Raw genomic sequence first — 14,932 nt, 5'->3', positions numbered from 1 at the left:
GATGTGAGACGTGGATCATGGGTTTTCGCTGTCTGCTGGTTATCGGCGGTTTGTGCTTGGCCTTGATGGCGAACGCTGCGCCCGCGCCTGCCATACCGCAGGCGCCGCTCAATGCGCAGCAGCGTGAGTGGCTGGCCCAGCATCCGGAGCTGCGCGTGGGCCTGGTATTGCAGGCGCCGTACGCGCAATACGATCGGCGCCTGCAGCGCTTGTCCGGGGCCAATGTCGAGTTGATGCAGTGGCTGGCCAAAGCCCTGAACATCGAGCTGACCTGGCGCAACTTCCCCAGCCAGGAGCAATTGGACGCTGCGGTGCGCGACGGCGAGGTGGATATCGCCCCTGGCCTTCAGCAAACACCGGCCGGCTTGCGCCTCTGGTTATTCAGCGACCCTTACATGCGCGTGCCCCAGCATATCGTCGGCATCCGCGAAGGCGGCGGCGCGGTGGAGCTGGAAAAACTCGACGAGCGTTCTCGCGTTGCCGTACGCATGCCCAGCACGCTGGCCGATTACCTGCGCAGCAACTATCCCAACCTCAACCTGCAAGGCGTGCCCATGGAGCGCCAGGCCCTGCAATTGCTGGTGAGCCAGCAGGCGCGTTATGCCGTGGTGGATGAGGCGCAATTGAGCCGTTTGTCCGGTGAGGCCGAGTTTGCCGGGCTGACGGTGGTCGGCGATATCGGCCTGCCGCAATTGCTGCGCGTGGCCACCCGCCGCGAATGGCCGGAACTGGCCGGCATCATGCAAAGCGCGTTGCGCGCGATACCGGCCCGCGACCTCGACCAATTGCACAGCCGCTGGCTGCAACCTAAATACCCGCAGCTGACGCAATCGCCGGGTCTGTGGCAAAACCTCAGCCTGCTGTTGGCGATGTTCTTGCTCGCCAGCCTCGCAGTGGTGTTCTGGCAACGCCGTCACCAGCGTGTGCTCGAACACAACCTGCTGGCTGCCCGCGAAGAGAGTGCCGCACGCGCTGCCGGCGCCGAAGCCTTGCGGCTGACGCAGTTCTCCATCGATCAAAGCACCGTTGGCATCCTGTGGGTCAATTGGGACAGCCACGTGCGTTACGCCAACCGCGCCGCCGAAACCATGTTGGGTTATGGGCCGGGCGCGCTGATCGAGCGACCGCTGATCGATTTCGACCCGACCCTGAACATGGACCGCTGGCTCAATGTGTGGAAGCGCGCGCGTGCCAGCGAAGAAGGCCCGCAAACCTTCGCGGCCAATTGCGTGCGCGCCGACGGCAGCATCCTGCCGGCCGACGTGTCGTTGAGTTTCCTGCGCTTTGCCGATGCCGAATACCTGGTGGTCTACCTGAATGACGTCACCGAGCGCCGCCGTTATGTGGCCGCCCTGCTGCAAAGCGAAACACAGCTGCGCGAGCTGTCGGCCCACCTGGAAACCGTGCGCGAAGAAGAAAAGGCGCGCATCGCCCGTGAGGTGCACGACGAACTCGGGCAGATGCTCACGGTACTCAAGCTGGAAACCTCGATGTGCGAGCTGGCCTATGCCCAACTGGACCCAGGCCTGAACGAGCGCTTGAACAGCATGAAGCGCCTGATCGCCCAGCTGTTTCAGCTTGTGCGCGATGTGGCGACCGCGCTGCGCCCGCCGATTCTTGACGCCGGCATCGCCTCGGCCATCGAATGGCAAGCCCGGCGATTCGAGGCCCGCACCCACATCCCCTGCCTGGTACAAGTCCCGGAAAACCTGCCGGCCCTGAGCGATGCCAAAGCCATCGGCCTGTTCCGCATCCTGCAGGAGGCGCTGACCAATGTGATGCGCCATGCCCAGGCGCATACTGTCGAGCTGACCTTGAGCGTGGAGGGCGCCGACCTGCGGCTGACCATCAGCGATGACGGCGTCGGGTTTGTCGAAACCCAGGGCCGGCCGGTGTCCTTTGGCGTCGTCGGCATGCGCGAGCGCGTATTGATGATGGGCGGGCAACTGAGCCTGCACAGCGAACCGGGGGAGGGCACCACCTTGAGCGTCACGGTGCCGTTGGATGCATAACCACAAGAGGAAGCCCCTGTGATTCGCGTATTGGTAGCCGAAGACCACACCATTGTCCGTGAAGGCATCAAGCAATTGATCGGCCTGGCCAAAGACCTGCTGGTGGTCGGCGAGGCCAGCAACGGCGAGCAATTGCTGGAGACCTTGCGCCATGTCGCGTGCGAGGTGGTGTTGCTGGATATCTCGATGCCCGGCGTGAATGGCCTGGAAGCAATTGCGCGCATCCGCGCGTTGCACAATCCGCCGGCGATTCTGGTGCTGTCGATGCACGATGAAGCGCAGATGGCCGCTCGCGCCTTGAAAGTCGGCGCGGCCGGGTACGCCACCAAGGACAGTGATCCGGCGCTGCTGCTGACGGCGATTCGCAAGGTCGCGGCGGGCGGGCGTTACATCGACCCGGACCTGGCCGACCGCATGGTCTTTGAGGTCGGCCTTACCGACGCGCGGCCGCTGCATTCGCTGCTGTCGGAGCGTGAGTTCTCGGTGTTCGAGCGCCTGGCCCAGGGTGCCAATGTCAATGACATCGCCCAGCAGTTGGCGCTGAGCAGCAAGACCATCAGCACGCACAAGGCGAGGCTGATGCAAAAGCTCAATATCACCTCGCTGGCCGAGCTGGTGAAATACGCCATGGAGCACAAACTTCTGTAAGCCCGGCAAACCGGCTCCAACAGAGGCGCGTGTCTGTTTACGACACGGGCTTTGCCGGCAGACGCTGATGATTGCCGCTGCACTGTTCTGTGCCCGCCATCCGTGTAGGGCAATCCCTACCCCGAACCTTCCATCCTGCTGATGCAAATCTCTCCTGGCCCCCGATTTCCGGGGCCTCGCGCCTGGACTACGCTTGTGCCACAGCCGTCCAAAACAAAAAGGTGTGGGTATGAGCGAGGTGGATTCAAATGATGTGCTGGTCAGCTTTCGTGGCGTGCAGAAGAGCTACGACGGCGAGAACCTGATCGTCAAAGACCTCAACCTGGAGATTCGCAAGGGCGAGTTCCTCACCCTGCTCGGGCCGTCCGGTTCGGGCAAGACCACCAGCCTGATGATGCTCGCCGGTTTCGAGACGCCCACCGCCGGGGAAATCCTGTTGGCCGGGCGTGCCATCAACCACGTGCCGCCGCACAAGCGCGACATCGGCATGGTGTTCCAGAACTACGCGTTGTTCCCGCACATGACCGTCGCCGAGAACCTGGCGTTCCCGCTGTCGGTGCGTGGCCTGAGCAAGACCGACGTCAGCGAGCGGGTCAAGCGCGTGCTGAGCATGGTCCAGCTCGATGCCTTCGCCCAGCGTTACCCGGCGCAACTCTCCGGCGGCCAGCAACAGCGCGTGGCCTTGGCGAGAGCGCTGGTGTTCGAACCCCAGCTGGTGCTGATGGACGAACCCCTCGGCGCCCTCGACAAGCAACTGCGCGAACACATGCAGATGGAGATCAAGCACCTGCACCAGCGCCTGGGTGTCACCGTGGTGTACGTGACCCACGACCAGGGCGAAGCGCTGACCATGTCCGACCGCGTGGCGGTGTTTCACCAGGGCGAGATCCAGCAGATCGCCGCGCCGCGCACGTTGTACGAAGAACCGAAAAACACCTTTGTGGCCAACTTCATTGGCGAGAACAACCGCCTCAATGGCCGCCTGCACAGCCACACAGGCGAGCGTTGCGTGGTGGAGCTGGCGCGCGGTGAAAAGGTCGAGGCGCTGGCGGTGAATGTCGGCCAGCTCGGCGGCCCGGTGACGTTGTCGGTACGCCCGGAGCGCGTCAGCCTCAATGGCTCCAGCGAATCCTGCGTGAACCGCTTCTCCGGGCGCGTGGCCGAGTTCATCTACTTGGGCGACCACGTGCGTGTGCGCCTGGAAGTCTGCGGCAAGACCGACTTTTTTGTGAAACAACCGATTGCCGAGCTGGACCCAGCCCTGGCGGTCGGCGACGTGGTACCGATTGGCTGGCAAGTCGAGCACGTTCGCGCACTCGACCCACTTCTAGAGGCGAATTAATCGCCCCATGGCTTCACCAACCCTGCACGTGGAGAGAACAACAATGTTGAGATCCCTTAAATATTCCGCCCTGTTCATTGGCTTGATGGGCGCGACACAGGCCATGGCAGGCCCGGACCTGACAGTCGTGTCCTTTGGTGGCGCGAACAAGGCGGCCCAGGTCAAAGCCTTTTACGCACCGTGGGAAAGCGCGGGCAACGGCAAGATCGTCGCCGGTGAGTACAACGGTGAAATGGCCAAGGTCAAAGCCATGGTCGACACCAAGAGCGTGTCCTGGGACCTGGTCGAAGTTGAATCGCCGGAACTGTCCCGTGGCTGCGACGAAGACATGTTCGAGCCGCTCGACCCGAAACTGTTCGGCAATGGCGCCGACTACGTGAAAGGCGCGATCCAGCCGTGCGGTGTGGGCTTCTTTGTGTGGTCCACGGTGCTGGCCTACAACGCCGACAAACTGGCCACCGCCCCGACCAGTTGGGCGGATTTCTGGGACACCAAGAAATTCCCGGGCAAACGCGGCCTGCGCAAGGGCGCCAAGTACACCCTGGAATTCGCCTTGATGGCCGACGGCGTGGCGCCCAAAGACGTGTACAAAGTGCTGGCCGGTAAAGACGGCCAGGACCGCGCGTTCAAAAAGCTCGACGAGCTCAAGCCGTCGATCCAGTGGTGGGAAGCCGGCGCACAGCCGCCGCAGTACCTCGCCTCGGGTGACGTGGTGATGAGCTCGGCCTACAACGGCCGCATTGCTGCCGTGCAAAAAGAAAGCAACCTGAAAGTGGTGTGGAACGGCGGCATCTACGACTTCGATGCCTGGGCCATTCCCAAGGGCCTGGCCAAGGACCGCGCCGAAGCGGCGAAGAAGTTCATCGCCTTCTCGGTACAGCCGCAGCAGCAGAAGACCTACTCGGAAAACATCGCCTACGGCCCGGCCAACACCCAGGCCGTGCCGTTGCTGGCCAAGGATGTGCTGAAGGATATGCCGACCACGCCGGAAAACATCGCCAACCAGGTGCAGATCGACGTGAGCTTCTGGGCGGATAACGGCGAGCAGCTCGAGCAGCGCTTCAATTCGTGGGCGGCCAAGTAACGGCCTTCAGTCGAGCCTGTTCCCTGTGGCGAGCGGGCTTGTCCCGCGTTGGGCCGCGCAGCGGCCCCATTGAATTCACCGAGTTCGTTCAGCCAGAACGCGGCGGTTGGTTTGGGGCTGCTCTGCAGCCCAACGCGGGGCAAGCCCGCTCGCCACAGCGTAGGCCCAGGCCACATAGGTTTGTGGTCATTTTTCAGTATTCCGGAGTCAGCCATGGCCATCGCCGTTCCCTCCAACGAGGTCAACAGCCCCACCCTCAAGCAGCGCCTGGCGCGTGCCGAGCGGCTTAACCGCTGGAAGGCCCAGGCCTTGATTGCGCCGCTGGTGCTGTTTTTGCTGCTGGTGTTTCTGGTGCCGATTGTTGCGCTGCTTTACAAAAGCGTCGGCAACCCGGAAGTGGTGGGCGGTTTGCCGCGTACCGTGGTGGCGGTCAAGACCTGGGACGGTCGTGGCCTGCCAGGTGAGCCGGTCTACCAGGCGCTCAGCGAAGATCTGGGCGAAGCGCGCAAAAACCAGACCTTGGGCGATCTGTCCAAACGCTTGAACATGGAACTGGCCGGCTACCGTAGCCTGCTGACCAAAACCGCGCGGGCGCTGCCGTTTACCGAAGCGCCCGGCTCTTATAAAGAAGCGCTGGAAAGCCTCGACGAACGCTGGGGCGACCCGGCGTACTGGCAGGCGATCCGGCGCAACACCAGCAGCCTCACGCCTTACTACCTGCTGGCGGCGGTCGATCACCGCATCGACGACCTCGGCGAAGTGGCCCCGGCCACGCCTGATCAGGCGATCTACCTGGACATCTTTGCCCGCACGTTCTGGATGGGCCTGGTGATCACCTTCGTCTGCCTGCTGCTGGCGTATCCATTGGCCTACCTGCTGGCCAACCTGCCGGCCCGCAAAAGCAACCTGCTGATGATCCTGGTGCTGCTGCCGTTCTGGACCTCGATTCTGGTGCGGGTGGCGGCGTGGATCGTGTTGCTGCAGTCCGGCGGCCTGATCAACAGCGCACTGATGGGCATGGGCCTGATCGATCAGCCTCTGGAGTTGGTGTTCAACCGCACCGGGGTGTACATCTCGATGGTGCACATCCTGTTGCCGTTCATGATTCTGCCGATCTACAGCGTGATGAAGGGCATCTCGCCCACCTACATGCGCGCGGCGATTTCCCTGGGTTGCCACCCGTTCGCCAGCTTCTGGCGCGTGTACTTCCCGCAGACCTACGCCGGGGTGGGCGCCGGCTGCCTGCTGGTGTTCATCCTCGCGATTGGTTACTACATCACCCCGGCGCTGCTCGGCAGCCCGAACGACCAGATGGTCAGCTACTTCGTCGCGTTCTACACCAACACCAGCATCAACTGGGGCATGGCCACGGCCTTGGGCGGCTTGCTGCTGCTGGCGACGGTGGTGCTGTACCTGATCTATAACCGGTTGGTGGGCGCCAGTCGCCTGCGCCTGAGCTGAGGAGACCTTGCGATGCTGAGCCCTTATATGTCACCGGTGGAGCGGGTGTGGTTCTACAGTTTGCGGATCCTGTGCGGCCTGATCCTGCTGTTCCTGATTTTGCCGGTGCTGGTGATTATCCCGCTGTCGTTCAACAGCGGCAGTTTCCTGGTGTACCCGCTGCAAGGCTTCTCGCTGCACTGGTATCAGGATTTCTTCGCCTCGGCCGAATGGATGCGCGCGCTGAAGAACAGCATCATCGTCGCCCCGGCGGCCACGGTGCTGGCCATGGTCTTCGGCACGCTGGCGGCGATTGGCCTGACGCGCGGCAACTTCCCCGGCAAGGCGCTGGTGATGGCCCTGGTGATTTCACCGATGGTGGTGCCGGTGGTGATTATCGGTGTGGCCAGTTACTTGTTCTTTGCGCCGTTGGGGCTGGGCAACAGCTTCTTCTCGTTGATCGTGGTGCACGCGGTGCTGGGCGTGCCATTTGTGATCATCACCGTGTCGGCGACGTTGCAGGGCTTCAACCATAACCTGGTGCGGGCGGCAGCCAGCCTGGGCGCTTCGCCGCTGACCGCGTTCCGCCGCGTGACCTTGCCGCTGATCGCGCCGGGGGTGATATCGGGGGCGCTGTTTGCCTTTTCCACCTCGTTTGATGAAGTGGTGGTGACGCTGTTTCTCGCCGGCCCCGAGCAAGCCACCCTGCCTCGGCAGATGTTCAGCGGCATCCGCGAAAACCTCAGCCCGACGATTGCGGCGGCGGCCACGCTGCTGATTGCCTTCTCGGTGCTGTTGTTGCTGACGCTTGAATGGCTGCGCGGCCGTAGCGAAAAGCTGCGCACCGCCCAAGTGTAACGGTCGGAACCGGATCAACTGTGGGAGCTGGCTTGCCTGCGATAGCATCACCTCGGTTTGCCTGTGACACCGAGTCCCCGCATCGCAGGCAAACCAGCTCCCACATTGATCGTGCCATTCAGTGGGTGAATAGTTCACAACCGAAAATCCCCAGCTACTCTTGTGCCAGCCCATCATTAATAAGAGGCCGCGCACATGAGTACTTCCTCATTCAAGATCGCCCACAAACTGCTGACCGGCGCCGGCGCCATCGAACAGCTGGCCTTTGAGCTCACGCGCCTGGATGTGGATAACCCGCTGATTGTCACCGACGCCGCGTTGGTCAAATCCGGCACCGTGGCGCTGGCGCTCGAACACTTGGGCGAGCGTACCTATGAAATTTTCGACCGCGTGCTGCCCGACCCGGAAATCGCCATCGTCGAAGACTGCATGCGCGTGTACCGCGAAGGCGGGCATGACGGCTTGATCGGCGTGGGCGGCGGCAGTGCCATCGACATTGCCAAGAGCGTCGCGGCCTACGCCGGTTACCACGGCGCGCTGGCGGATTTGTTCGGCGTCGACCAGGTGCCGCGCAAGGGCCCGCCGCTGATCGCCATCCCGACCACGGCCGGCACCGGCTCGGAGGTGACCAATGTGGCGATCCTCTCCGACAAGGCTGCACAGCTGAAAAAGGGCATCGTCAGCGATTACCTGCTGCCGGACGTCGCGCTGATCAGCCCGCAAATGACCCTTACGTGCCCGCGCAGTGTCACCGCCGCCAGTGGCGTGGATGCGTTGGTGCATGCCATCGAATCCTACCTGTCGCTGAATGCCTCGCCGATCACCGACGCCCTGGCGATTGGCGCGATCAAGCTGATCGCCAACGCGCTGCCCAAAGCCTACGCCAACCCGGCCAATCTGCAGGCCCGCGACGACATGGCCACCGCCAGCCTGATGGCCGGCATGGCGTTCGGCAATGCCGGCGTCGGCGCCGTGCACGCCTTGGCGTACCCGCTGGGCGGGCGTTTCAATATCGCCCACGGCGTGAGCAACGCGCTGTTACTGCCCTATGTGATGCACTGGAACAAGTTGGCGTGTGTGGAGCGCATGCAGGACATTGCCCAGGCCATGGGCGTGAATGTCAGCGGCTTGAGTGTCAACGACGCCGCCGACCAGGCCGTCGAGGCGATGACGCGACTGTGCGCCGCCGTAGAAATCCCGGCAGGCCTGCGCAGCTTCGGGGTGCCCGAGGACGCGATCCCTGCCATGGCCACGGAAGCGGCGGGTATTGAACGCCTGATGCGCAACAACCCGCGCAAGCTCAGCGCGGCGGATATCGAGAAAATCTACCGGGCTGCGTATTAACCGTTGAGTTAGGTCACGGTGCGCGCAGCAAAGCATGAGGTATACAATGCGCGCCATCGTGATTTAGCTCAAAAAAGGTGCGTCATGCAGCCCTTCGTTATCGCTCCATCGATTCTCTCCGCCGATTTCGCCCGCCTGGGCGAAGAAGTGGACAAGGTGTTGGCCGCCGGCGCCGACTTCGTGCACTTCGATGTCATGGACAATCACTACGTGCCCAACCTGACCATCGGCCCGATGGTCTGCGCGGCGCTGCGCAAGTACGGCATCACCGCGCCGATCGATGCGCACCTGATGGTCAGCCCGGTGGACCGTATTGTCGGTGACTTCATCGAGGCCGGCGCGACCTACATCACCTTCCACCCGGAAGCCACGCTGCACGTCGATCGCACCCTGCAACTGATCCTCGAAGGCGGCTGCAAGGCAGGCCTGGTGTTCAACCCGGCCACGCCGCTGAGCGTGCTTGAGTACGTGATGGACAAGGTCGACATGGTCTTGCTGATGAGCGTCAACCCAGGCTTTGGCGGGCAGAAATTCATCCCCGGCACCCTGAACAAACTGCGTGAAGCCCGTGCGCTGATCGATGCGTCGGGCCGTGACATCCGCCTGGAAATCGACGGTGGGGTCAACGTCAACAATATCCGCGAAATCGCCGCCGCCGGCGCCGACACCTTTGTGGCCGGCTCGGCGATCTTCAATGCCCCGGACTACCAGGCCGTCATCGACCAGATGCGTGCCGAGCTGGCGCTGGCGCGTCCATGAGCGGCTTTGAGCAGCTGTTCCCCGGCAAACTTCCACGGCTGGTGATGTTCGATCTGGACGGTACGTTGATCGATTCGGTGCCTGACCTGGCAGCGGCGGTGGACCAGATGCTGCTCAAGCTGGGGCGCAAGCCTGCAGGGATCGAGTCGGTACGCATGTGGGTCGGCAACGGCGCGCAGATGCTGGTGCGCCGGGCCTTGGCCAACAACATCGATGCCGAAGGTGTCGATGAAGTGGAGGCCGAACACGCCCTGGAATTGTTCAACGCGGCCTATGAAAACGGCCACGAGCTGACCGTGGTTTACCCCGGCGTACGCGACACGCTCAAGTGGCTGCACAAGCAGGGCGTGGAAATGGCCCTGATCACCAACAAGCCGGAGCGTTTTGTCGCGCCGCTGCTGGATCACATGAAGATTGGCCGTTACTTCCGCTGGATCATCGGTGGCGATACGTTGCCGCAGAAGAAACCCGACCCGGCGGCGCTGTTCTTCGTGATGAAAATGGCCAATATCCCGGCCTCCCAGTCGTTGTTTGTCGGTGACTCGCGCAGTGATGTGCTGGCCGCCAAAGCCGCGGGCGTACAGTGTGTGGCGCTCAGTTATGGCTATAACCATGGCCGACCGATTGCCGAAGAAGCGCCGGCGCTGGTGATTGATGACCTGCGGCTGCTAATCCCCGGTTGCTTGGGAGCGGGCGCTGAGATAACGTTGCCCGACATCGAACCAACCCCTTCTGGAAACGCCATCGTGGTGGTCACTCGCAAACTCTGGATGAAAGTCATCAAGGCCCTGGCCCGCTGGCGTTGGCGCGCCTGACTGATCCTGGCCGCGCTGCGGCACGTTTGCACACCTGACCGTTTGACCCTCAAGCCACGAGGCACCTCATGATCCGCGAAGAATTCCTGCGTTTGGCCGCTGCCGGCTATAACCGTATCCCGTTGGCCTGCGAAACCCTGGCCGACTTCGATACGCCGCTGTCGATCTACTTGAAACTGGCCGACGAGCCCAACTCCTACCTGCTGGAATCGGTACAAGGCGGCGAGAAGTGGGGCCGTTACTCGATCATCGGTCTGCCGTGCCGCACCGTGCTGCGGGTGCACGACCATCATGTGAGCATCACGCACGATGGCGTCGAGATCGAAAGCCACGACGTTGAAGACCCGCTGGCCTTCGTCGAAGCCTTCAAGGCGCGCTACAACGTGCCGACCATCGCTGGCTTGCCGCGCTTCAACGGCGGCCTGGTGGGCTACTTCGGCTACGACTGCGTGCGCTACGTGGAAAAACGCCTGGGCAAATGCCCGAACCCGGACCCGCTGGGCGTGCCGGACATTCTGCTGATGGTCTCCGACGCGGTGGTGGTGTTCGACAACCTCGCCGGCAAAATGCACGCGATTGTGCTGGCGGACCCTTCCCAGGCCGACGCCTTCGAGCAAGGCCAGGCCAGCCTGGAAGCGCTGCTGGAAAAACTGCGCCAGCCAATCACCCCGCGCCGTGGCCTGGACCTCAGCCGTCCTCCGGCTGCCGACCCGGTGTTCCGCTCCAGCTTCACCCAGGATGACTACGAGCGCGCGGTGGATACCATCAAGGAATACATCCTCGCCGGTGACTGCATGCAGGTGGTGCCGTCGCAACGCATGTCCATCGACTTCAAGGCCGCACCGATCGACCTGTACCGCGCGCTGCGTTGCTTCAACCCGACGCCGTACATGTACTTCTTCAACTTCGGCGACTTCCACGTGGTGGGCAGTTCGCCGGAAGTGCTGGTGCGCGTCGAAGACAACCTGATCACCGTGCGCCCGATTGCCGGCACACGCCCACGCGGCGCGACCGAAGAGGCCGACCTGGCGCTGGAAGAAGACCTGCTGAGCGACGACAAGGAAATCGCCGAGCACTTGATGCTCATCGACCTGGGCCGCAATGACACTGGCCGCGTCTCGGAAATCGGCTCGGTGAAGCTCACCGAGAAGATGGTCATCGAGCGCTATTCCAACGTGATGCACATTGTCTCCAACGTGACCGGCGAGCTGAAGGAAGGCTTGACCGCCATGGACGCGCTGCGCGCGATTCTGCCGGCAGGCACCTTGTCGGGCGCGCCGAAGATTCGCGCGATGGAAATCATCGACGAACTGGAGCCAGTCAAGCGTGGTGTGTACGGTGGCGCCGTGGGGTATTTCGCCTGGAACGGCAACATGGACACCGCGATTGCGATTCGTACGGCGGTGATCAAGGATGGCGAACTGCACGTGCAGGCCGGTGGCGGAATTGTGGCTGACTCGGTGCCGGCGCTGGAATGGGAAGAAACCCTGAACAAGCGCCGCGCGATGTTCCGTGCGGTGGCGTTGGCCGAGCAAACCCCGCAAAACTAAAGCCAGATAGAGATCCAACTGTGGGAGCTGGCTTGCCTGCGATAGCATCACCTCGGTCTATCTGATCACCGAGGTGTCTGCATCGCAGGCAAGCCAGCTCCCACAGTTGTTTTGTGATGTGCTCTAGACCGTTTTAGAAATCCAGGCTCACCCCGACACTCACCCCTTGCTGGGTCAAATTGTCATCCTTCCTCACGTTATACGCCGCCCGTAGCGCCAGCTCCTGAGTCAGTTTGTGGCTGACGCCGAGGCTTAAGCGATCCGAATTGCTGCGCGGCGTGTAGCCGTCCAGCTTGAAATCGATCCCTGGCACGCTGTTGAGCGACATCTTCACCTTCTGGGTATCGTTTTCGAATTCATGCTCATGGGCTACTTCGCCAAACACCTGGGTTTGCGGCGTGACACGGTAGCTGCCCTGCAGGCCGACGCCCAGGCGCTTGGAGTCGCGTTGTTGATCATCAAAGGTCAGTGCGGTGGAGCGGTTGTCCTTTTCCGAATAGCCATCGACCTCGACCCGCGCATAGTCGGCGCTGATGAACGGTGACAGGTGCCAGTCGCTGCCGGCGCCGGCAATGTCGTAACCCACTCGGCCGCTGAGGGCCCAGAGCCAGCCGTCGGTGTCGCCTTTTTCCGAGCCTTCGCTGACGCCCAGGGCGAACTTGCGCTTGAGGCTGTCGAAGTCCAGTTTGCCGCCGGTCAACGCGGCATCGGCCCACCAATGGTTTTGCTGGTATTGGGCGAAGGCGGTGCCCATATAGCTGTTGAGCTTGTAGTCCGAATCGCTGGCGCCGGCTTCAAGCGTCTGCCGATACAGGCCGGCTGCCACGCCTACGCGCCAGTTTTCGTCGAGCCGGTAGCTGCCCCCGACATTCAGGTTGTAGCCACTGCCGTCGCCGCTGGCCGAGCTGTTTTGATCATCGAAGTTCAGGCGCTGGCCGCCACCGGCCACGATGGCGCGCCATTGGCCCACGGCTTGCCAGTTGCCGTTGTCCGCCTGCCATTGGTTGCGCAGTTCGTCCTGGTGGGCGCGCAACGTGCCTTGGGCCATCTCCGGCAGCAAGGTCAGTTCCCACGGCGCCGCAAGCAGTGAATAGGCGTAGTCGGCGATCAAGCGTTGCCCGGCGATGGTGGGGTGGACCGAGTCGTTGTAGATCAGCTTGGTCGGGTCTGGGTTGGTGCCGCCAATGCCGTAGGTCGGGTTGGCGGTGCAACTGTTGCCACTGAAGCAGGTGCCGGTGAGGTTTTGTCCGGTGGCCAGGCCAAAGCGGGCCGGGCTGGCGAAGGCTTCATTGAGCAGCAGCGGAATATTCAACGGGATGATCTGCGCATCGATCTGAGACAGGCGCTGCACCAGTGACTGGTTGAAGAGGTTGCTCAGGGCCGAACTCGACGCCTGCAGCGGCGTGCCGTTGATGGCCGGAGTCAGGCCCAGGTCGGGCAGCATCCACACCATGATGTAGCGCGCGCCGGCTTGTTGCAGGGCTTGGGCGCTGTCGGCCAGGCGCCCGCCGGCGGCAACGGCCTGGCCTGGGCTGAGGACGCGGCCTTGCAGGAAGTCATTGCCGCCACCGGACAGGAAATACAGCGCGTTGGGGTCGGCCCGCCCGCCGTTTGCCGGGAGATAGCCCTGGCGACTGCGAAGCACCGTACCGCCACCCGGGTTGCCAGGCGGAATCGCCGCGTTGGAGACCGAGGTAATGGAATCCAGGATGTTGTCGGTACGGTAGCCGCCGACTGCCCAGTTGTTGCCGTCGGGCAAGCCTTGCGCCGCGCGAACCGGCGAGGTGGAGGCATTCAAGTCGTTTGGCGTAACGCCCAGCCGGGAACCGAGCAAGGTCGACGAAACCAGGCCGTAATCGCCCTGGAAGGTCGGCCCGGTGCGGTTGGTAAAGCGTAACGTGGCGCCATTCGAGCCATCGGGGAACTGACCGGCATCGGCCAGGCTGTCGCCGAAAACGACCATGGTTGAATACGGTGAGGAGGCTGCGAACGCCTGCGCGCAGGCCAGTGACAAGAGGCAGCCGGCAAGCGGTGCGAAAAACGGAGGTCTGAACATGCAAAATTCCATTTAGTTGTTTTTGTATCGGAAGCGAAACACTAGCAATGTAGTGAGGGTTTTCTGTGAAGAAAACAGTTTTTTCCTATAAAGATTTCGTCGTGATTACCCCGTATTCGCGGCTCCATATTGCACCGCTGGCGAGGCTACGTTACTGTGCCTGAACGTATGAACGAGACCCTCCCCGTGTTGATCATCAGCAAACTCTTGATGCGAGTAGTCAAGGCACACGCCCGTTGGCGTTGGCGCGCCTGACATTTTTCTCTGCCGGCTTGGCCGGACCTGTACCGATTTGCCTTCTTCACCCGTTGTTTGACGCCCCTTGCCGGCTCACCCTGGCAACCGGAACGTGCGTCTGGCAGCGGGTCACTCCCGGAAGGCGGTCATTCGAAATCAGTGAATTCAAGAGGTTTGAACCCACATGTTGCTGATGATTGATAACTACGACTCCTTTACCTACAACGTTGTGCAGTACCTGGGCGAGCTCGGTGCCGAGGTCAAGGTCGTGCGCAATGATGAACTGACGGTCGCCGAAATCGCCGCCCTGAACCCGGAGCGCATCGTGGTTTCGCCAGGCCCCTGCACGCCGACCGAAGCCGGTGTGTCCCTGGAAGCAATCAAGTATTTCGCCGGCAAGTTGCCAATCCTGGGCGTGTGCCTGGGCCACCAGTCCATTGGCCAGGCCTTTGGCGGTGATGTGATTCGCGCGCGCCAGGTCATGCATGGCAAAACCAGCCCGGTGTTCCATAAAGACCTGGGCGTATTTCATGGCCTGAACCTGCCGGTGACGGTCACCCGTTACCACTCGCTGGTGGTCAAGCGTGAGACCCTGCCTGAGTGCCTGGAGCTGACCGCCTGGACCCAGCTGGAAGACGGTTCGGTCGATGAGATCATGGGCCTGCGCCACAAGACACTGAATATCGAAGGGGTGCAATTTCACCCCGAGTCGATCCTGACCGAGCAGGGCTACGAGCTGTTCGCTAACTTTCTCAAGCAGAGCGGCGGCACGCGCTAAGGACTTTCC

12 protein-coding genes are annotated in these 14,932 nt (G+C 62.3%); 11 read left to right on the top strand and 1 reads right to left on the bottom strand.

Annotation, left to right across the window (positions count from 1 at the left end):
- Positions 1-17: 17 nt before the first annotated feature.
- The 10 genes from NTD89_RS20280 to trpE all read left to right on the top strand — a co-directional run bounded on the left by NTD89_RS20280 (position 18) and on the right by trpE (position 11,852).
- The gene (locus NTD89_RS20280; RefSeq protein ID WP_262209318.1) at positions 18-2,012 is read left to right on the top strand and encodes an ATP-binding protein; all 1,995 of its coding nucleotides are present in this window, start codon (positions 18-20) and stop codon (positions 2,010-2,012) included.
- An 18-nt stretch (positions 2,013-2,030) separates the two neighbouring features.
- Positions 2,031-2,660 carry a response regulator transcription factor gene (locus tag NTD89_RS20275; protein ID WP_106575511.1) on the top strand — a complete coding sequence of 210 codons (630 nt, stop codon included), beginning with the start codon at positions 2,031-2,033 and terminating at the stop codon, positions 2,658-2,660.
- A 229-nt stretch (positions 2,661-2,889) separates the two neighbouring features.
- Positions 2,890-4,002 (top strand): ABC transporter ATP-binding protein, encoded by a 1,113-nt coding sequence (locus NTD89_RS20270; protein WP_145157440.1) that lies wholly within the window; start codon positions 2,890-2,892, stop codon positions 4,000-4,002.
- Positions 4,003-4,045: 43 nt separating this feature from the next.
- The gene (locus NTD89_RS20265) at positions 4,046-5,086 is read left to right on the top strand and encodes an ABC transporter substrate-binding protein (RefSeq protein WP_262209317.1); all 1,041 of its coding nucleotides are present in this window, start codon (positions 4,046-4,048) and stop codon (positions 5,084-5,086) included.
- 213 nt (positions 5,087-5,299) lie between these two features.
- Positions 5,300-6,547 carry an ABC transporter permease gene (locus NTD89_RS20260; RefSeq protein WP_242201933.1) on the top strand — a complete coding sequence of 416 codons (1,248 nt, stop codon included), beginning with the start codon at positions 5,300-5,302 and terminating at the stop codon, positions 6,545-6,547.
- A gap of 12 nt (positions 6,548-6,559) precedes the next feature.
- On the top strand, positions 6,560-7,384 hold the full coding sequence (locus NTD89_RS20255) for an ABC transporter permease (RefSeq protein ID WP_028618151.1): 825 nt from the start codon (positions 6,560-6,562) through the stop codon (positions 7,382-7,384).
- Positions 7,385-7,579: 195 nt separating this feature from the next.
- Complete coding sequence (locus tag NTD89_RS20250) at positions 7,580-8,728, top strand: iron-containing alcohol dehydrogenase (protein WP_242201934.1); 1,149 nt, start codon at positions 7,580-7,582, stop codon at positions 8,726-8,728.
- An 84-nt stretch (positions 8,729-8,812) separates the two neighbouring features.
- Positions 8,813-9,487 carry a ribulose-phosphate 3-epimerase gene (gene rpe / locus NTD89_RS20245; protein ID WP_262209313.1) on the top strand — a complete coding sequence of 225 codons (675 nt, stop codon included), beginning with the start codon at positions 8,813-8,815 and terminating at the stop codon, positions 9,485-9,487.
- On the top strand, positions 9,484-10,302 hold the full coding sequence (locus NTD89_RS20240) for a phosphoglycolate phosphatase (RefSeq protein WP_145157430.1): 819 nt from the start codon (positions 9,484-9,486) through the stop codon (positions 10,300-10,302). The genes rpe and NTD89_RS20240 overlap by 4 nt, the downstream gene beginning before the upstream one ends.
- A 68-nt stretch (positions 10,303-10,370) precedes the next feature.
- Positions 10,371-11,852 (top strand): anthranilate synthase component I, encoded by a 1,482-nt coding sequence (gene trpE, locus NTD89_RS20235; protein WP_262209311.1) that lies wholly within the window; start codon positions 10,371-10,373, stop codon positions 11,850-11,852.
- A 133-nt stretch (positions 11,853-11,985) separates the two neighbouring features.
- On the opposite strand, the gene estP is transcribed toward trpE, so the two are convergent.
- On the bottom strand, positions 11,986-13,908 hold the full coding sequence (gene estP / locus NTD89_RS20230; protein WP_262209310.1) for an esterase EstP: 1,923 nt from the start codon (positions 13,906-13,908) through the stop codon (positions 11,986-11,988).
- A gap of 421 nt (positions 13,909-14,329) precedes the next feature.
- Here estP and NTD89_RS20225 point away from each other — a divergent pair, with 421 nt between their 5' ends.
- The gene (locus tag NTD89_RS20225; RefSeq protein WP_262209308.1) at positions 14,330-14,923 is read left to right on the top strand and encodes an aminodeoxychorismate/anthranilate synthase component II; all 594 of its coding nucleotides are present in this window, start codon (positions 14,330-14,332) and stop codon (positions 14,921-14,923) included.
- Positions 14,924-14,932 lie beyond the last annotated feature (9 nt).

Source organism: Pseudomonas sp. 14P_5.3_Bac1, from assembly GCF_025466135.1.
Classification (GTDB): domain Bacteria; phylum Pseudomonadota; class Gammaproteobacteria; order Pseudomonadales; family Pseudomonadaceae; genus Aquipseudomonas.
The sequence above is the reverse complement of the archived record's forward strand: the minus strand, read 5'-3'. Positions and strand labels throughout refer to the sequence as shown.